The organism is Hyphobacterium sp. (assembly GCF_965217055.1).
Classification (GTDB): domain Bacteria; phylum Pseudomonadota; class Alphaproteobacteria; order Caulobacterales; family Maricaulaceae; genus Hyphobacterium.
In genome coordinates this window covers 700,811-718,643 of record NZ_OZ244227.1, presented here as the reverse complement: position 1 = coordinate 718,643, position 17,833 = coordinate 700,811, and the positions used below count along the sequence as shown (strand labels likewise).

Annotated in this window: 20 protein-coding genes; 10 read left to right on the top strand and 10 right to left on the bottom strand. The window is 62.6% G+C overall.

What is annotated here, in order from left to right; translation table 11 throughout:
* The first annotated feature begins 30 nt into the window (after positions 1 to 30).
* The 4 genes from ACOOFN_RS03585 to ACOOFN_RS03570 all read left to right on the top strand — a co-directional run bounded on the left by ACOOFN_RS03585 (position 31) and on the right by ACOOFN_RS03570 (position 2,298).
* Complete coding sequence (locus tag ACOOFN_RS03585) at positions 31 to 405, top strand: lysozyme inhibitor LprI family protein (protein WP_420433758.1); 375 nt, start codon at positions 31 to 33, stop codon at positions 403 to 405.
* Positions 402 to 1,031, top strand: a complete 630-nt coding sequence (locus tag ACOOFN_RS03580; RefSeq protein WP_420433756.1) for a glutathione S-transferase family protein — start codon at positions 402 to 404, stop codon at positions 1,029 to 1,031. The genes ACOOFN_RS03585 and ACOOFN_RS03580 overlap by 4 nt, the downstream gene beginning before the upstream one ends.
* 10 nt (positions 1,032 to 1,041) lie before the next feature.
* Complete coding sequence (locus ACOOFN_RS03575) at positions 1,042 to 1,572, top strand: adenine phosphoribosyltransferase (RefSeq protein ID WP_420433754.1); 531 nt, start codon at positions 1,042 to 1,044, stop codon at positions 1,570 to 1,572.
* Between the two features lie 66 nt (positions 1,573 to 1,638).
* Positions 1,639 to 2,298 (top strand): hypothetical protein, encoded by a 660-nt coding sequence (locus ACOOFN_RS03570; protein ID WP_420433752.1) that lies wholly within the window; start codon positions 1,639 to 1,641, stop codon positions 2,296 to 2,298.
* Between the two features lie 3 nt (positions 2,299 to 2,301).
* Here the strand turns inward: ACOOFN_RS03570 and ACOOFN_RS03565 are convergent, their stop codons facing one another.
* On the bottom strand, positions 2,302 to 3,795 hold the full coding sequence (locus tag ACOOFN_RS03565) for a S10 family peptidase (RefSeq protein WP_420433750.1): 1,494 nt from the start codon (positions 3,793 to 3,795) through the stop codon (positions 2,302 to 2,304).
* A gap of 72 nt (positions 3,796 to 3,867) precedes the next feature.
* Here ACOOFN_RS03565 and ACOOFN_RS03560 point away from each other — a divergent pair, with 72 nt between their 5' ends.
* Entirely contained in the window at positions 3,868 to 4,758 is an 891-nt protein-coding gene (locus tag ACOOFN_RS03560) for a 23S rRNA (adenine(2030)-N(6))-methyltransferase RlmJ (RefSeq protein WP_420433748.1), read from the top strand.
* A 43-nt stretch (positions 4,759 to 4,801) separates the two neighbouring features.
* Here ACOOFN_RS03560 and ACOOFN_RS03555 read toward each other — a convergent pair whose 3' ends face one another.
* From ACOOFN_RS03555 to lgt, 8 genes are all read right to left on the bottom strand, one after another.
* The gene (locus ACOOFN_RS03555; RefSeq protein WP_420433746.1) at positions 4,802 to 5,677 is read right to left on the bottom strand and encodes an enoyl-CoA hydratase-related protein; all 876 of its coding nucleotides are present in this window, start codon (positions 5,675 to 5,677) and stop codon (positions 4,802 to 4,804) included.
* A 9-nt stretch (positions 5,678 to 5,686) separates the two neighbouring features.
* A complete protein-coding gene (locus tag ACOOFN_RS03550; RefSeq protein ID WP_420433744.1) occupies positions 5,687 to 6,922 on the bottom strand; it encodes a multidrug effflux MFS transporter in 1,236 nt (411 codons plus the stop codon).
* Between the two features lie 171 nt (positions 6,923 to 7,093).
* Positions 7,094 to 8,191 (bottom strand): redox-regulated ATPase YchF, encoded by a 1,098-nt coding sequence (ychF, locus tag ACOOFN_RS03545; protein ID WP_420433742.1) that lies wholly within the window; start codon positions 8,189 to 8,191, stop codon positions 7,094 to 7,096.
* A complete protein-coding gene (gene pth / locus ACOOFN_RS03540; RefSeq protein ID WP_420433740.1) occupies positions 8,191 to 8,799 on the bottom strand; it encodes an aminoacyl-tRNA hydrolase in 609 nt (202 codons plus the stop codon). Before pth ends, ychF begins: the two co-directional genes overlap by 1 nt.
* A 36-nt stretch (positions 8,800 to 8,835) precedes the next feature.
* Entirely contained in the window at positions 8,836 to 9,513 is a 678-nt protein-coding gene (locus ACOOFN_RS03535; protein ID WP_420433738.1) for a 50S ribosomal protein L25/general stress protein Ctc, read from the bottom strand.
* A 149-nt stretch (positions 9,514 to 9,662) separates the two neighbouring features.
* Positions 9,663 to 10,595, bottom strand: coding sequence for a ribose-phosphate pyrophosphokinase (locus tag ACOOFN_RS03530; RefSeq protein ID WP_420434997.1), 933 nt, complete (start codon positions 10,593 to 10,595; stop codon positions 9,663 to 9,665).
* An 89-nt stretch (positions 10,596 to 10,684) separates the two neighbouring features.
* Positions 10,685 to 11,779 carry a class I SAM-dependent methyltransferase gene (locus ACOOFN_RS03525; RefSeq protein ID WP_420433736.1) on the bottom strand — a complete coding sequence of 365 codons (1,095 nt, stop codon included), beginning with the start codon at positions 11,777 to 11,779 and terminating at the stop codon, positions 10,685 to 10,687.
* Positions 11,779 to 12,687 carry a prolipoprotein diacylglyceryl transferase gene (gene lgt / locus ACOOFN_RS03520; protein ID WP_420433734.1) on the bottom strand — a complete coding sequence of 303 codons (909 nt, stop codon included), beginning with the start codon at positions 12,685 to 12,687 and terminating at the stop codon, positions 11,779 to 11,781. The genes ACOOFN_RS03525 and lgt overlap by 1 nt, the downstream gene beginning before the upstream one ends.
* 87 nt (positions 12,688 to 12,774) lie before the next feature.
* Here lgt and ACOOFN_RS03515 point away from each other — a divergent pair, with 87 nt between their 5' ends.
* The 3 genes from ACOOFN_RS03515 (at position 12,775) to proC (ending at position 14,582) form a co-directional block, all read left to right on the top strand.
* The gene (locus tag ACOOFN_RS03515) at positions 12,775 to 13,110 is read left to right on the top strand and encodes an accessory factor UbiK family protein (RefSeq protein ID WP_420433732.1); all 336 of its coding nucleotides are present in this window, start codon (positions 12,775 to 12,777) and stop codon (positions 13,108 to 13,110) included.
* A gap of 134 nt (positions 13,111 to 13,244) precedes the next feature.
* The gene (locus ACOOFN_RS03510; protein ID WP_420433730.1) at positions 13,245 to 13,745 is read left to right on the top strand and encodes a YbjN domain-containing protein; all 501 of its coding nucleotides are present in this window, start codon (positions 13,245 to 13,247) and stop codon (positions 13,743 to 13,745) included.
* Positions 13,746 to 13,748: 3 nt separating this feature from the next.
* Positions 13,749 to 14,582 carry a pyrroline-5-carboxylate reductase gene (proC, locus tag ACOOFN_RS03505; RefSeq protein ID WP_420433728.1) on the top strand — a complete coding sequence of 278 codons (834 nt, stop codon included), beginning with the start codon at positions 13,749 to 13,751 and terminating at the stop codon, positions 14,580 to 14,582.
* Here the strand turns inward: proC and ACOOFN_RS03500 are convergent.
* Positions 14,579 to 15,322: an SDR family NAD(P)-dependent oxidoreductase gene (locus ACOOFN_RS03500; RefSeq protein WP_420433726.1), complete on the bottom strand. Its 744-nt coding sequence runs from the start codon at positions 15,320 to 15,322 to the stop codon at positions 14,579 to 14,581. The genes proC and ACOOFN_RS03500 overlap by 4 nt on opposite strands.
* On the opposite strand from ACOOFN_RS03500, the gene uvrC reads away from it, so the two are divergent.
* Both uvrC and ACOOFN_RS03490 read left to right on the top strand, forming a co-directional pair.
* On the top strand, positions 15,321 to 17,228 hold the full coding sequence (gene uvrC, locus ACOOFN_RS03495) for an excinuclease ABC subunit UvrC (RefSeq protein WP_420433724.1): 1,908 nt from the start codon (positions 15,321 to 15,323) through the stop codon (positions 17,226 to 17,228). The two genes, ACOOFN_RS03500 and uvrC, sit on opposite strands and share 2 nt — an antisense overlap.
* The gene (locus ACOOFN_RS03490) at positions 17,225 to 17,809 is read left to right on the top strand and encodes a CDP-alcohol phosphatidyltransferase family protein (RefSeq protein WP_420433722.1); all 585 of its coding nucleotides are present in this window, start codon (positions 17,225 to 17,227) and stop codon (positions 17,807 to 17,809) included. The genes uvrC and ACOOFN_RS03490 overlap by 4 nt, the downstream gene beginning before the upstream one ends.
* Positions 17,810 to 17,833 lie beyond the last annotated feature (24 nt).

The window sequence follows — 17,833 nt, the reverse complement described above, 5'->3', positions numbered from 1 at the left end:
TCGCCGGACTTCAACAGCCCGAGAAACGCCATGCTTTACCTCCTCGCCGTTATCGCGCTGCAGGGCGCAGAAATGCGCCCGATGATCGAATGCTCCGAGCACATGATGGATGACCGCGCGCTGCGGACCTGTCTCGAGGATCTGCTCGATGCTGCCGAAGACGCCCTAGATGACGCCGAAGCGGCGGCGCGGGCGGAAGCGGCGGAGATTGATCTCGACATGGCTGGCATCGCGGATGCAGGCGGGCAGCTGGACCGGGCTCAGACCGCCTGGATCGTCTATCGCGATGCCGAATGCGAACGCCGTGCCGGCCTGCTGTTGATCGGCGAAGACGGCGAGGCCGTATCGCTCGACTGCCGCATCGCTCTGACCCGCGCCCGCAGCCGCGAGCTCGCCGAGCAATGAGCCTCACCCTGCATATCGGCAACAAGCGCTTTTCGTCCTGGTCGATGCGACCCTGGCTGGCACTGAAAAGGGCGGAGATCGCCTTCCAGGAAAACATCATTCCGCTCGACCAGGAGGAGACCCGCGAAAACCTGTTGGCCTTGTCGCCGGCCGCCACGGTGCCGGTGCTGGAAACACCGGACGGGACAATCTGGGACAGTCTCGCCATTTGCGAGTGGGCGGCGGAAAAAGCGCCCGGCCTGTGGCCGAAAGACCCTGCGGCCCGCGCCCGGGCCCGCGCCATCACCGCCAGCATGCATTCCGGTTTTGCAGCACTTCGCAGCGAATTGCCGATGGACTTGCAGCACCCGCCGTCCGCCATTGACATGAGCGTTGCCTGCTGGCGCGACATCGAAGCCGTGCAGGCCCTCTGGGCCCATGTGAAAGCCGCAGACGGGCCTTTCCTGTTCGGCGATTGGTCGATCGCCGACGCCTTCTTTACGCCGGTGGCGACACGCTTCCAGACTTATGCCGTGCCGCTATCCACAGAAGCCGCATCCTATGTGGAGACATTGCTGTCTGATCCGGATTACAAGGAGTGGAAATCCGCAGCATGCGACGAAAGCTTCGACGCCCCCTTCCGCTAGAGTGACCGCCATGGACTTCATCAAGGACGCAATTCGCACCATTCCGGACTACCCGAAGCCGGGCATCCTGTTCCGGGACGTCACGACATTACTGAAGGATGCACGCGCCTTCCGTGCGGCCATCGATGCGATGGTTCAGCCCTGGGCCGGTGCGAAGATCGACAAGGTCGCCGGCATCGAAGCCCGCGGGTTCATTCTCGGCGGTGCCGTCGCGCACCAGCTTTCGGTCGGCTTCACACCGGTCCGTAAGAAAGGCAAGCTGCCGGCCCGCACGCTGTCGGAGGAATACCAGCTCGAATACGGCACCGATGTCGTGGAAATCCATACCGACGCCGTGGCCGAGACCGAGCGTGTCCTGCTCGTCGATGATCTCATTGCCACCGGGGGCACCGCGGAAGCCTCGATCAAGCTTTTGCGCCGTGCCGGGGCCGACGTCGTTGGCGCCACTTTCGTCATCGACCTGCCGGACCTCGGCGGTGCGAAACGTGTCGAAGCCATGGGCGTGCCCTGCGCCAGCCTGGTGAGTTTCGAGGGCGAGTAGCGGCATATCGCTGCCCAACACCGGAAAGTCTGCTAGCTTCCCGCTCGATCAGGGGAGGGAGACGCCATGTTCGTCGGTCATTATGGGCCCGCACTTGCTGGGCCGCGCTTTGTGAAATCCGTGCCGGTCTGGGCCATGTGTGTGGCGGTTCAGTTTCTCGACTATCTCTGGGGCGTCTTCGTCTATTTCGGCATAGAGAATGTTCGGATCGAGCCCGGATTTACCGCCGTCAGCCCGCTTGATCTCTATGACATGCCGTGGACGCACTCCCTTCTCATGGCACTGGTCTGGTCAGTCGTGCTGGGCTTTGTATGGTCGCTGATTGCGCGCACGCAGAAGCGCGCCGGCGCCATCATCATCGGTCTGGGTGTCTTCTCGCACTGGCTGCTGGACCTCCTGGTCCATGTGCCGGACCTCGCCCTCTGGCCCGGCGGTCCGAAGCTCGGCTTCGGACTTTGGAACAACGAGCCGATCGCTTTGTCACTCGAATTCGGCGTGCTGGCAGCGGGACTGTTGCTCTACATGTCGGCGACCCGTGCCAAGGGCGCTTTCGGGAAAGCCGGTCCGTGGATTTTCGGCGCGCTGCTGGTCGGGCTTTATTCAATCAGCTTTTTTGCCCCGCCACCGGAAACGGCGCAGCAATTCGGTCCGATGGCGATCATGCTCTACACGCTGATCGCCGTGCTCGCCTGGCTTTTGTGCGACCGGATGCGCGAAGCGAAATAGCGCCTACTCGCTCCCGATAAGCTCGCGTACATCCTCGACAAAGGCCTCGAGTGAAGGGTGGTGGATGTACATCATGTGCCCGGCCTCGTAATAGCCGAAGGTCACGCGACCGGGATCGAAGCCCGGCTGGTTGAACATCAGTTCCGCCGCGAAGAAGGGCGTGGCAAGGTCGTAATAGCCCTGCGCCACCAGCACTTCGAGATCGGAGTTCTGGCGCATCGCCGTCGCCACCCAGGGGCCGACATTGATATAGGCTTCGCCCTGACCGTGATCGCGGTTCCAGCCGCCGAAGGTCGGACCGTCGATCACTGAATACTCATCGGTGATGTCGACGCCGAGCGTGTCGGTGAAATAGTGCAACATGGCGGCCGTATATCCACCATCAATGCCATAGGCTGACGGGTCGTATTCCGGACCCTCGCTGACGGCATCGGCTTCCATACCGGTAAAGCGGCTGTCCAGCCGGCCGACGGACAGGCCCTCTTCACGCAGCACTTCGCGCATGAATCGTTGCAGATTAACCCGCAGATTGGCGCGCATCAGATAGCTTTCCGACAGGCCGATATAGCTTGAAAGCTCGGCCGCGACGGCGCTCCGTTCGTCTTCCGGCAGGCTCGCCCCGCGCAGTAGCGCCGGCATGTAGGTGTCATAGGCAAAGTCACGCGCATCGGCGAGAAACGCCTCGAGATCGCCATCCCAGGCGGCGCGGTCGACGCGCTCATGATACCAGGCGGTAGCCGCAAAGCCGGGCATCAACCCTATATAACCGACATCATTGCCTTGGGACGTGTCGTCATAGCGAAAATCCAGCACCGTCGAGATCAGGCCGACCCCATTGAAGGAGACATCCGTCCAGCCGCCCTGCATTTCATTGAGGAGCGCGGCAATCCGCGTCGTGCCATAGCTTTCGCCCAGCAGGTATTTCGGTGAATTCCAGCGCCGGTTTTCGGTCAGCCAGCGCCGGATGAAGGCGCCGAGCACGCGCGCATCCTCGCGAATGCCCCAGAACCGGTCGCCGGTCTCTTCGCCCAGTGGCCGGCTCCACCCGGTTCCGACCGGATCGACGAAAACCAGGTCCGCCTGGTCAATGATCGACAGATCGTTCTCGATGATCGAATAGGGCGCGGCGCCGTCATCACGCGCATCCGACGGCAGGTCGACGCGGTAGGGACCGAACACACCCATGTGCAGCCACAGGCTCGCCGATCCGGGACCGCCATTGAAGATGAAGGCCACCGGCCGGCTCTCGCGGTCATCCACGCCCTGGCGGATATAGGCGGTCGAGAAGATCGATGCGTATGGCTCGCCATCATCGCCGGCCATGAAAGTCTCGCCGGCGAGAACCGAATAGCGCACGCGCTGGCCGTTCGCCGTGATCTGTCCTTCGCTTTCATAAGCGCGGGAGCCATCGTCGCGGGCGTCTTCGCCTTCATCCTGTGCGGCAGCGCTGCAGGCGCCCAGTGCTATGGCGGCGGCGATCGAGATCCAGCGTTTCATGAAATCCTCCCCTGTGTCCCGGCGGAAGATAAAGCCTTCACGCGGTGGAGCAAATTACGATATTGCGAGCAGATGAATTACCGACACGCCTTTCATGCCGGCAATTTTGCCGATGTTCTGAAACACGCCGTTCTGGCGCAATGCCTTGAGCATCTGAAGAAGAAGGACAAGCCGTTCCGCTATATCGATACCCATGCCGGTATCGGTGCCTACGACCTTGCCGCCAGCGAGGCTGAGCGCAATCCGGAATGGCGCCAGGGGATCGCGAAAGTGCTGTCTGCAGACAGGCCATCGGCCGTCCAGGACGCGCTCGCCCCGCTACTCGGTGTCGTCGCAGCGATGAATCCCGAAGCGTTGGCCGCCTATCCGGGCTCGCCGGAAATCGCCGCACGGCTGCTGCGGAAAAGTGACCGGATCCAGCTGTGTGAATTGCATGAGGCAGACGCCAGGACCCTCGACAATCGCTACAAGCGCGATGCCCGCATCAAGGTCGATCGCCGCGATGGCTACAAGGCGCTGCACGGGCAGGTACCGCCGCGCGAGAAACGCGGTGTGGTTCTGGTTGATCCGCCCTTCGAGCATCGAGACGAGATGGCGCACATGGCCGAGGCGGTCCGCAAGGCGATCCCGAAATGGACGGGTGGGACCTATATCTTCTGGCGTCCCCTGAAGGATTTATGGGCGTCTGAACGATTCGATGTCGGCCTGGCCGAATGGTTGTTCGAGGAAAATTACGCCAGCCCGGAAAAGGTATTGCGTGCCGATCTCTGGGTCCGCGATCTCGAAAGCGAGGGCAAGCTCGCCGGCGCCGGCGTAGTGGTGATCAATCCGCCCTATACGCTGGAAGAGCAGTTGCTGGCTCTGCTTCCCTGGCTCGCCGAGACACTTGCGCAAGGCGAGGGCGCCGGCTGGCGGATGGATGGCGCCGCGACAGATGAGAGCCTGACGGTCGAGGAGTTTTGATGACGTTGCTGCATCGTCATGCGAGGGGCGATCAGATTGGCTCTTAATACTCTTCCTCGTCCCAGAACGGATACCAGGGCGGCAAATCCTTGGAGGGTTTGAGCGGGAAGTCAGGTGACCGTTTTTCGAGGAAGCTCATCACCCCCTCGGCTGCATCCGGTCCCATGCCGGCATGCAGTATCGCTTTTGATTCGATACGATGAGCGTCCATCGGGGTATGCGGGCCCAGCATGCGCCAGGCCATCTGCCGCATCACTGCAACCGACACCGGCGCCGTGGTTTCGGCCAGCTCGTGCGCATAGGCCCGGGCCGCGTCCAGCACGCTCTCGGCCTCATCGAAAAGCGCCTTGATGAGGCCGGCCTCGTGCGCCTCCTCGGTCCGGAAGGTTCGTCCCGACAAGGCCCAGTCCATGGCCGTTGAAACGCCGACAATGCGCGGCAGGAACCAGCTCGCAGCGCCGTCCCAGGCAATGCCGCGGCGCGAGAACGGATACGCCATCTTCGCGCCCTTCAGGGCAAAGCGCACATCCATGGGCAGGATCATGGTCGCGCCGATTCCGACCGCCGGGCCATTGATCGCCGCGATGACGGGCTTTTGCGATTTCCAGATCCGCAGATTCATCACACCGCCGCTGTCACGCCAGCGCGGATCGCTGTCGTCGAGTTCGCCGTCGGCTTGCGCCTGGCTGACGGCGTTGAAGGTTTCCGCACCGGTCGAGAGGTCCGCCCCGGCGCAGAATGCCCGCCCCGCGCCGGTAAAGATCACCGCGCGGACGGTATCGTCGGCATCGGTCGCATCCAGCGCCGCGCAGACATCGTCACGCATGTCGTGCGTGAAGGCATTCATGGCGCCCGGCCGGTTCAGCGTGATGGTCGCCACCGGCCCGTCGATATCTAGCAGGATGGTTTCAAATTCCATGGAATGATCCTAATCGTCCGTGCCCTCGCCAAATAATTCACCGCGTTCCGTAACGTAAACAATGATGAACGCCGACAGCCCGGTAAAGGCCTGTCCGGCGATCAGGGGCAGGGTGGAGTCATTGTAGAGCTGTCCGATCACCGCGCCGATAATGGCGCCGATCACGCCGGTGCCGAATCCATAGGCGGCCGACGCCGTGCCCGCGATATGGCCGACCGGTTCCATTGCCAGGGCATTGAAATTGGCGGCGATCAGCCCCATCAGCATCATCGCCAGCGTCAATAACACCATGAAAATCAGCAAGTTCTCGGTGGCGAAAACAATGACGACGACGTGCAGAAGACTGATCACGCCGAACCCGATCAGCGCGCCCTGGGACAGGCGCCTCTGGCCCAGTCGCATCACCAGCCGCGAATTGACGAAATTGGTGATCGCCATACAGGCAGCCATGCCGGCAAAGGCCAGCGTCCATGTCGTGCCGAGCCCGAAATGCTCGGCCATGATCTGCTCGGATGAATTGAGCAGGCCATAGAGCCCGCCAAAGAAAAATGCGCCGGCCAGCATGTAGCCGACCATGGCGCGGTGCCGCAGGCTTTCCCGATAGCCGCGAATGGCGTCGCGAAAGTCCAGCTTGCGCCGGTATTCCGGGCGGAGGGTTTCCGGCAGGCGGATACTCAGCCAGACCGCCAGCCCGGACGCCGCTATCAGCAATACAATAAATATCCAGCGCCACGGTCCGATCAGCAGGACAGCCTGGCCGAGACTGGGAGCGATAACGGGGACCGCCATGAACACCATCATGGCCATCGAGACGATCTGCGCCATGCGTCGCCCGGACGTCAGGTCACGGGCGATGGCGGTGCCGACAACGCGCGCTGCAGCGATGCTCATGCCCTGCAGCAGGCGACCGACAAGCAGAACTTCAAAATCCCAGGCGATGAGGCAGAACACCGTCGCAAGGATATAGAGCCCGAGCGCGCCAAGAAGGACTGGCTTGCGGCCCCAGCTGTCCGACAGCGGGCCATAGATGAGCTGGGCCAGGCCAAATCCGACAAGGAACGCCGTGATGACCAGCTGGCGGTCATTCTCGTTTGCCAGGCCCAGATCTGTTCCGATCGCCGGCAGGGCCGGCAGCATCATGTCAATCGAGAGCGCCGTTATGCCCGTGGACAATACCAGCAGCGTCACCAGCTGCCAGAAGGTCATCAATTCGCGTTCGCCCGCAAAATCCGATCTTGGCATCATCCCACCCCCGATATCCGTTGGTGCGATGATCGCAAGGGGTTGGCAAGCGCAAGTTGCAGGCAGGTTCAGAAGCGCGTTTCGCCGCGGTGGATCGGGTCGACATCCGCAGATCGCTGGCTCTCGCGCTGCCAGCGCAGACCGGGCGATCAATGCATTTGGGCGAACCGCCGCCTACACATTGAACTTGAAGTGCAGGACGTCGCCATCCTGGACGAGATAGTCCTTGCCTTCCTGACGCAGCTTTCCGGCTTCACGCGCCCCGGCTTCACCATTATGGGCGACATAATCGTCATAGGCGATGGTCTCCGCCTTGATGAAGCCCTTCTCGAAATCACCGTGAATGACACCGGCGCAGCGCGGGGCGGTCCAGCCATGCTTGAACGTCCAGGCGCGCGCCTCTTTCGGGCCAACAGTGAAAAAAGTCTGCAACTCCAATAAGTTGTAACCAGCGTGGATGAGGCGATCGAGCCCGGCCTCTTCCAGACCGATGGCGTCGAGATATTCGGCCCGCTCGTCCGCGTCCAGCAGCGCCAGCTCGCTTTCGATCTTGGCCGAGATCACCACGGCGTCAGAGCCCTGCTCCGCCGCATAGTCCACGACGCGTCGGGAATGCGCATTGCCGGTTCCGGCGCTGTCCTCATCGACATTGGCGATATAGAGGACGGGCTTCGACGTCAGCAATTGCAGCATCCGCCAGGCCTTGCGCTGGTCGGCGGGTATCTCGGCCTTTCGTGCCGGGCGGCCCTCGGTCAGCTCCGCCAGGGCAAGATCGATCAGGACGAGGGTTTCCTTGGCTTCCTTGTCACCGGTCTTGGCGCGCTTTTCCAGCCCGGCGCGGCGTTTCTCGAGGCTCTCCATGTCGGCGAGCATGAGCTCGGTCTCGACCGTTTCCAGATCGGCGAGCGGATCGACCCGGTCTTCGACATGGGTGACATCATCATCTTCGAACGCGCGCAGCACATAGGCGATGGCGTCAGTCTCGCGGATATTGGCAAGGAATTGATTGCCCAGACCTTCGCCCTTGGAGGCGCCGCGGACCAGCCCGGCAATATCGACGAAATTCATCCGCGTCGGAATGATCTCCTTTGATCCTGCGATTTTCGCGAGGACATCGAGGCGCGGCTCCGGCATGGCAACGTCGCCGACATTCGGCTCGATCGTGCAAAAGGGATAGTTCGCGGCCTGCGCGGCAGCGGTCTGTGTCAGCGCATTGAAGAGCGTCGACTTGCCTACATTCGGCAGGCCGACAATGCCGCATTTGAAACCCATTACTCGTTTTCCTTGTCGTCTTTTCCCGGCGCAGGCGCCAGGTGCATGACTTTCGTCTGAAACGCGTCGAATTCGCCGGTGGCAAGCAGGTCTGCAGAACGCGCGATGGCGTCCATCAGGTCGCCCGCCCATCCCTGGTCAGCTTTTGGAATGTCGGACAGGACATAACCGGTGACCCGGGATTTATCGCCCGGATGGCCGATGCCGATCCGGCCGCGGCGGAAATCGCCCTGCACGTGCGCCATGATCGAGCGCAGCCCGTTATTGCCGGCATGTCCGCCGCCGAGTTTCAACCGGAACTTGCCGGGCGCCAGGTCCAGCTCGTCATGGAACACAATGATATTGCTGGCGGGGATGTCGTAATAGCGCGCCGCTTCGCCGACCGCCCGGCCGCTTTCATTGTAATAGGTGCCGGGCTTCAAGAGCAGGACCTTCTTGGGTCCCGAGGCGGTCTCCATGACGCCATTGCAAACAGCGCCCTGGAAACCGGCCTTCCACGGGCCCAGCCGCCAGTGCTCGGCGATCGCATCCAGCGTCAGGAAACCGATATTGTGTCGGTTGAATCTGTACTTCGTGTCGGGATTGCCCAGACCGGCGATCAGCAGCATGGAGAGCCCCCTTTGGAGAAAGGGGAGGCGAGGCCCCTAGTCGTTGGAGCTTTCGCCCTCTGCTTCACCTTCAGCACCTTCGGCCTCTGTGCCTTCTTCGCCGTCTTCACCTTCTTCGCCCTCGACGTCCTCGTCTTCAAGCTCGAGCTCGACGCGAGCGCCGGCAATCGTGGCAATCGTGAAGTCGCGGTCGGAGATGGTCGGCGTGACTTTTTCCGGCAGGGAAATGTCCGAAATGTGCACCGAGTCGCCGATCTCGAGACCATCGAGGTCGACCTCGATGAATTCCGGAATCGAGCCGGCCGGGCAGGACAGTTCGACAGTGTGGCGTACCACGTTCAGCGCACCGCCGCGCTTCAGGCCCGGCGCCTTTTCCTCGTTGAGGAAGTGGACGCTGACTTCAACGTCGATGACCGTGTCTTCGTCAACCCGGAACAGGTCGACATGCAGCGGGAAATCGGTGACCGGGTCGAACTGGACGTCTTTCGGGATCACGGTCTGCTTCTCGCCGTCATGCTCGAGCGTCACCATGTTCGACAGGAATTTGCCGGAATGGATCGCCTTGCGCAGCACGTTCTCGCGGATGGCAATGGAAACCGGACCCAGCTTGCCGCCATACAGCGTGCCGGGAACGAAACCTTCGCGGCGGGCAGCGCGCGCCGCACCGGTGCCGGCAGCGTCGCGAACGTCAACGGGAAGAACGATGTCACTCATCGGTCTGATCCTTGAAACAAGAAAGGTCGCGATCCGCGCGACCCAACGGGGCTGAGCCCCTAGCCAGTGGAATTCGAGCCGCGGCGTATAGCCGATCCGTTGGGGGTGCGCAACCGCCTGAACAGGCGGATCGCACCCGCCAGATGCGACTAGTCGAACAGCTTCGACACCGATTCCTCGTTGGCGATCCGGCGGATCGCCTCTCCGAGCAGTGGCGCGATCGAGATCTGCCGGATTTTCTTGGCCTTGAGGGCTTCGTCGCTGACCGAGATCGAATCGGTGATCACCAGTTCGGCAAGCTCGGATTTCGAGATTTTCTCGACCGCGCTGCCCGACAGGACGCCATGCGTCACATAGGCGGCGACATCGGTGGCGCCCTGTTCTTTCAGCTTCGCTGCGGCGTTGCACAAAGTGCCGCCGGAATCGCAGATATCGTCGAAGATGATGCAGCGCCGGCCTTCGACATCGCCGATGATGTTCATCACTTCCGACATGCCCGGCTTGGGCCGGCGCTTGTCGACGATGGCGATGTCCGCCCCGAGACGGCTGGCCAGCGCCCGCGCCCGGACGACGCCGCCGACATCGGGTGACACGACCATCAATTCCGACGTGTTGTAATGGCGCTTGAGATCGTCCTCGAACACCGGCGTGACAAAGAGGTTGTCGGTCGGAATGTCGAAGAAGCCCTGGATCTGGCCGGCATGCAGGTCGAGCGTCAGCACCCGGTCCGCTCCGGCCTCGGATATCAGATTGGCAACGAGCTTGGCGGTAATCGGGGTGCGGCCGCCGGTCTTCCGGTCCTGCCGCGCATAGCCGAAATACGGAATGACCGCGGTGATCCGCTTGGCGCTCGCGCGTTTCAGCGCGTCGATGCAGATCAGCAATTCCATGATGTAGTCATTCGCCGGTTTCGACGTCGACTGGATCAGGAAAATATCCTCGCCGCGAATGTTCTCGGCGATGCGCACGAAAATCTCGCCATCGGCGAAACGCTCAATGTCGCAATCGGTCAGCGGGGCGTCGATATAATCGCCGATCGCGCTCGCCAGGGGTTTGTTGGAAGTGCCTGAAACCAGTTTCAGAGGGGTCCGTCCCGCCATCGGTCCGCCTTTATGTCAGCCGCGCCTGCGGCAGCCCTTAGCAAATGGCTCGCGGATAATGAACCGCTAAATCACGCCTCAGGCGCGAATCCCGGTGCTTTCGGCAAGCCGGGTGTCGAAAATGTCATGACCTTGAACAGTTCGCCCATCTGGTCGGGTTCGGTCAGCCGCATCACCTGGCGTGCAATCACCGACTTCTTTTCTGGCGCCGATCGAATCAGCGCCGCCGCCCGCATTTCCAGTCCCAGTGATTTCAGCCATCGCCCCTGTTCGACGGGCCCGTCAACGTCCAGCCCGCCGGCGCGGGCGAGCGCACCAAGCTGTTCGAAATCCACCCGCGCGGTCAGATCGGCCGTTCCCGGCGCCGCCAGCGGATCGGTTTTCTCATGGCCGCGAAGGGCCTGAAAGGTGTCGCCGGGTTCGCTTTGCGCCGGCCCGTAATCGATGAACAGGGCGCGGCCGGGATGATCCGAAAAGCGGCGGCCCAGAACATCGACGAGCTGGCGGTCGCCCGGCCGGAACTCCACCAGCGTGCCATCGGGGGCATCCTGCAGGCGCGCCGGAACCAGATCGGCATCCATGCCGAGCCGGGGCCCCATCACGAAAGTGAAGTCTTCGTCGTCATCCAGCCCGACCATGCGCTCGTGCCAGTGGCCGTCCTGCTTCACCGCCTGGCGCACGGCGAGGCAGTCGAGGAATTCATTGCCGACAATGATCGCCGGCCCGTCCGGGACATCCTCCAGCCGGTCGAGCCACAACGCCTCAACGCCCATCGGCGTCAAGGTCCGGCCCTGCACCATTTTCAAGGCTGCGCTGGCTTCGATCAGCGTGATCCGGGCGGCGTCGAGAAAGCCGGGCACGGCGCGGCCGGCGCGCACCATGTCGCTCATCATCTGGCCGGTCCCCGGACCCAGCTCGACGAGGTGGAATCGCGCCGGCTGCCCCATGTCCATCCAGACCTGCGCGCACCACAGTCCGATCAGCTCGCCGAACATCTGGCTGACCGAAGGCGCGGTGATGAAATCTTCGCCTGCGCCGATCGGGTTCTTGGTCGCGTAATAGCCCTCGCGCGGATCGAACATGGCTTCCGTCATGAACGCCGCGACCGAGACCGGTCCGCTATGGCGGATGCGATCGGCGATGCGCGCCGCAATACCGGTTGTCATCAGGAATCCACGGCCTTGGTCGGAGCCGTCGCGGGATCCGCCTTGAGGGCGCGATGGACCAGCCATGCGCCGGCGAGAATCATGGGGATCGACAGGATCATGCCCATCGTCACATAGCCCCGCAGCGCATCAGGCATGTGAGCGTCGGGTTCGCGCACGGTTTCGAGGAATGCGCGCGACAGGCCGTAGAGCACCAGGAACAGTCCGGTATTCAGCCCCGGCCGCGCCAGCGAGCGGTGCTTCCAGGTGGCGAAATTGACAACGGCGAAGATCAGCAGGCCTTCCAGCGCCGCCTCGTAGAGCTGGCTGGGATGACGCAGCGCGCACAGCGGATCGCTCTCGAACCGCATCGCCCAGGGCACATCGCTGACACGGCCCCACAACTCGCCATTGATGAAATTGGCCAGCCGCCCGAAGAACAGGCCGATTGGCGCGACGACAGCTGCGGCATCGGCGATGTGCCAAAGATCGAGCTTGCGCGCCCGGGCCACGAAGTAGATCGCGATGGCGACGCCGATCAGCCCGCCATGGAAGGCCATGCCGCCTTCCTGGAAGCCGGTGATGATCCATAGCGGATCGTTCCAGATGACTTGCGGATTGTAGAACAGGACATAGCCCAGCCGTCCGCCGCCAATGACGCCGACCGTGGCCCAGAGCAACAGATCATCGACGTCTTCCACCGTGAATGGCGAGCCCTTGGGCTTGCCATCGCGCGGCACCCAGAGCCGCGGCCGGCGGGCCAGCACCAGCATGTAGCGCCAGCCGAGCAGCAGGCCGGCAATGTAGGCAAGCGCATACCAGCGCACATCGAAGCCCCAGCCCTCGCGAATGAAATCCAGCGGTATGCGGAAGATCACTTCGTTGAGGAGGCTGAAAGTCGGTTCACATGCCTGGATCAAGGATTCCATGGAATAGAGGTCCTGCGCTGGGCTGTCACATTGCAATGCCGCGCCTGAAATCGCATATAGCGGCTGGTAAGGAAAGAAGGCTACGGCATGCAATCGCGTAATCCCATCTTCAACGACATCGCAGATCTGATGACAGACGCGTTCGCGGCAGCCCAGGCTGCTGGTGAGGAAGCGCAGGCTGTTTTCAGGGCGCGCGCCGACAAGATGGCGGCGAACATGGATTTCGTGACGCGCGAGGAATTCGAGGCCGTGAAGGCTGTGGCACAGGCCGCCCGCGAGGAAAACGAAGCGCTGAAACAGCGTATCGAAGCGCTCGAGAAGGCCGCCGCGAAACCGGCGCCGAAGAAGCGGGCATCCACCGGACCGAAGCCCGCGCGGAAATCCACGGCAAAAAAGCCGGCCAGCCGGGCCAAGAAAGACTAATCCACGGATCACCGCTGTCCGGACTATTGCCCCCGTAGAAATTACGGCTCTAGGCTCATGTCCATGCGCCGCTCGATTCGTTGTTTGACGAAGCGGCACAATTTGGGGCAGCCGGCGCGAAAGGATATCAGCGCATGGAACTCGCGACAGAAAATTCAGGCTTTGAAGCCGACCCGCTCGACGCGGTGGAACAGGCCGTCATTGCCGAACAATTGCCCTATGAGCGCGATGAGTCCGGTGAGCTCCACATGTCCGCACCGGGGGCCTGGCGCGATCACCAGATCTGGTTTGCCTGGCGCCCGGATCACGACGCCATCCACATTTGCGCGAGCCTTGAACTGAAAGCGCCGCGCGCGCGATTCCGCGAAGTGTGCGAGCTCGCAACACGGCTCAATGAAAAGCTCTGGTACGGACATTTCGATGTCTGGGAAGAGGATGGCGGTGTCGTCTGGCGGCACGGTATTCCGATTGCGGCGGGTGAAACCCTGTCGCCGGCCCAGGCCGCGATCCTGATCTCGGCTGCGCGCGAAGCCGGTGAACGCTTCTATCCGGCGTTTCAATTCCTCGTCTGGGGCGGCAAGACCGTGGAGGAAGCGGCACAGTCGGCCATGTTCGAAACCATCGGCGAGGCGTGAGGGTTGGCAGGCAAGGATCGCATAGCCCTTATTGGTGCCGGCCGCATGGGTGGTGCACTCGCCACAGGCTGGTTTCGCGGCAAGGGCAAGATAGATCCGCAAGACCTGCTGATTTGTGCGCCGCGTGTGTCCGGCGAAGTTGCCGCCCTGGTCCGCAATCACGGCCTGAAGCGTATTGATGCGCTCGGACCGCGTACCGCGAAGGACATCACCATCGCGCTGATCGCGGTCAAACCGCAGGTTTTCCATGAGATGGCGGCCGACCTGGCCGAAGTCCTGCCGCCGGATTGCATGATTATCTCGGTGATGGCCGGCGTGACCATTCGAACCATGACAGACCTGCTCGGCGATCGACCGGTAATACGGGCCATGCCGAACACGCCGACCGCGATCGGCAAGGGCGTTATCGTCTGCGTCGCCAACGAGGCCGCGGAAACCCGCCGCAAGGACGCCAAACGCCTGCTCAAGGTCGGCGGTAAGGTCGAGTGGATCGAGGATGAGCGCCTGATGGGCGCCGTCACCGGTGTTTCGGGGTCCGGCCCAGCCTATTTTTTCCTGTTGGCGGAATCGCTGGCCGGTGCCGGCGAAAGCCTTGGCCTGCCGCGAAAGCTCGCGGAGAAACTGGCCGCCGAAACCCTGATCGGCGCGGGCGAACTCATGAAGTCATCGGAACTGACACCGCAGGAATTGCGGCGCCAGGTGACCTCTCCGAACGGCACGACCCAGGCCGCGCTCGATGTCATGATGGGCGGCAGTGCATTGCCGGAATTGATGCGTCACGCCGTAGCAGCTGCCGAACGCCGATCACGCCAGCTTGGCGATACGAACCGCTCCTAGCCGCCTTTCGACACGTCGCGCCGGCGGCGCATCAAATGCTCGCCGCCATCCATCAGGATGGTTTCGCCGGTCATGGCCGTACTGGCCAGAATGAACCGGACCGTCCGGACAATGTCCTCCGGCGTCGATCCGCCTTCCATCGGATTGTCCTTGTGTGCGGTCGCGAATTCGGCATCGGTCATCCCCGGCGCCGGCAGCGTCAGGCCCGGCGCGATCGCATTGACCCGCAAACGCGGCGCAAACTGCATGGCCATCATTTCCGTCGCCGTGTGCAGACCGGCCTTGGCCAGCGTGTAGCTGAAATGGTCCGGGTTGAGATTGAACAGCTTCTGGTCCAGCAAATTGATGATGCAGCCGGACTGGGCAGCCTCGTGGCGCTCGGCCATCACCGAGGCCAACAGGGCGGGCGCGACCAGGTTGATATTCAGGATGCGCTGCATTTCGGCGGCATCGAGGGCTTCGGCCGAGTCAAAGTCGAAGACCGAAGCGGAATTGACGAGGACATCGATGCGGCCGAGGCCGCGGACCAGCGGCACCAGTGTTCCGATCCTGGCCAGGTCGAATTGCACGGCTTCCGCCTCGCCGCCGATCGAGCGGATGTGATCGACGGTTTCGCCTGCCTCTGCCGCCGAGCGGTTGAAGTGCACGAAGAGTTTATAGCCGTCTTCGGCGAGTGCTTTTGCGATGGCTGCGCCGAGGCGCTTGCCAGCACCGGTCACCAAAGCGATTTTAGACACCATGAAAGCCTCCCGGCCGAACCGTCCCCCCACCGTCGCGGAAGATGCGGCCGCACCCCCCGAAGAGGGCACGTCCGGCCTGTCCGGACCCGAGGTGATTGCATCTTACGTCAAGCGGCTGCCGGCGAAACCCGGCGTCTACCGCATGTATGGCAAGGATGGTGCGGTTCTTTATGTCGGCAAGGCCAAGAACCTGAAAAACCGCGTTTCGAATTACGCCAAGACGGGCGGCCATACAAACCGTATCGCGATGATGATCGCCCTGACCCGGTCGATGGAATTCGTCGTCACCGAGACAGAGACAGAAGCGCTCCTGCTCGAGGCCAATCTCATCAAGCGGCTGAAGCCACGCTTCAACGTCATCCTGCGGGATGACAAATCTTTTCCCTACATATTGATCCGCACCGATCACGCCGCCCCGCAGATCCGCAAGCATCGCGGCGCGCGCAAGGCCAAGGGCATGTATTTCGGACCGTTCGCCAGCGCCGGCGCGGTCAACGCGACGCTCAACACGCTGCAGAAGGCTTTCCTGCTGCGTACCTGCACGGACAGCGTATACGAGGGGCGCACACGGCCCTGCATGCTCTACCAGATCAAGCGCTGCGCCGGCCCCTGCGTCGGGCTTGTTTCGCAAGACGCCTACAAGGAACTCGTCGACGAGGCGGAAGCCTTCCTGCGCGGTCGCTCGAACGCCTTGCGCGAGGAACTGAGCCGCCAGATGGGCGATGCCTCCGAAGATCTGGACTTCGAACGTGCCGCTCGTTTGCGTGACCGGATCCGGGCAATTGCCGCGGTCACCACCGACCAGGGCATCAATCCCGACGGGGTGGAGGAGGCCGACATCGTAGCGCTGGCGCAGGAAGGGGGCCGTTCCTGTGTTCAGGTCTTCTTCTACCGGGCCGGTCAGAACTGGGGGAACCAGTCCTTTTTCCCCAAGCACGAGGCCGAAGCCGAACCCGCGGAAATCCTCTCCGCCTTTCTGGCGCAATTCTATGACGACCGCCCGGCTCCGGCGCTGATCATGACGTCGCACACTGTCGACGAGGCCGACCTGATCAGCGAGGCGCTGACCCTTCGTGCCGGGCGCAAGGTGCGCATCATGACGCCGCAGCGCGGGCAAAAGCGGAAACTGGTCGACCGTACCCGAACCAATGCACGCGAAGCGCTCGGCCGCCGGCTGTCGGAAAGCGCCACTCAGGCCAGGCTGCTGAAGGGCGTGGCGAAAGTGTTTGGCCTTGATGAAACGCCGGAGCGCATCGAGGTCTATGACAATTCACACATCCAGGGGTCCAATGCGCTGGGTGCAATGATTGTCGCCGGGCCCGAGGGATTCTCGAAAACCCATTATCGCCGCTTCAACATGAAGGGCGACGATGCCGCGACCAATGATGATTACGGCATGATGGCCGCCATGCTGCGCCGCCGCTTCTCGCGCCTGCTGAAGGAAAAGGAGGAGGGCGCTCCGGTGCCCGATCTCGTGCTGATCGACGGCGGCAAGGGCCAGCTTTCGGTCGTGCTCGACGTCATGGAGGAGCTGGGCCTGACCGACATACCGGTCGCCGCCATCGCCAAGGGGCCGGAGCGCGATGCCGGCCGCGAGGCCTTCTACATGCCCGGCAAGCCGCCGTTCAAACTGCCGATGAACGATCCCGTGCTTTATTACCTCCAGCGCCTGCGTGACGAGGCGCACCGCTTCGCCATCGGTGGTCACCGTGCCAAGCGCCAGAAGGCGCTGCGCGACAATCCGCTTGATTCCATCCCCGGTATCGGGCCATCCCGGAAAAAGGCATTGCTCGCGCATTTCGGCTCCGCCAAGGCTGTCGAACGCGCAGCCCTTGCGGATCTCGAAGCCGTGGACGGGGTTTCCGCTGCCATGGCCAAACGCATTCATGACTGGTTCCAGCAATGATCTTCACTCTGCCGACCCTTCTCACTGCCTTCCGACTCGTCGCCGGACCGCTCGGCGCCTTTCTGTTGTGGCAGGGGCTGACCGCCGAAACCGATACTGCGCTTGTCAGCTGGTGGAGCTATTCGCTGGCCTTTTTCGTCGCCGGTGCGCTGACCGACTGGCTCGACGGTTTCCTTGCGCGACGCATGAAGCAGGTGACGGCATTCGGCGCATTGCTCGATCCGATCGCCGACAAGGTCTTCGTCGGCGCCTTCCTGATCGTCTTTGCCATCTGGTCGGGCCTGTGGATTGTCTCGGTCCCGGTCGCGGCCATCCTGTCGCGCGATGTCGTGATCACGCTGATGCGCGTCTCGCGCCTCGGCAAGGAAAGCAATCCGGTCCCGGTCAGCTACGCCGCCAAGGTGAAAACGGCAGCCGAGATGGGGGTCATCGCCTGGTTCTTCGCGCTGATCGTGCTGGCCCGTGGTGGCGGCGACTGGGCATATCTGGTCTGGATCGTGATGATCTGGGTAACGGCCGCCCTAAGCCTCTACACGGCGCTCGGCTATCTCTGGGCGCGGCGAAAGACTTCGACAGGATAAGTGATCCGCCTTTCCTGTGCTAAA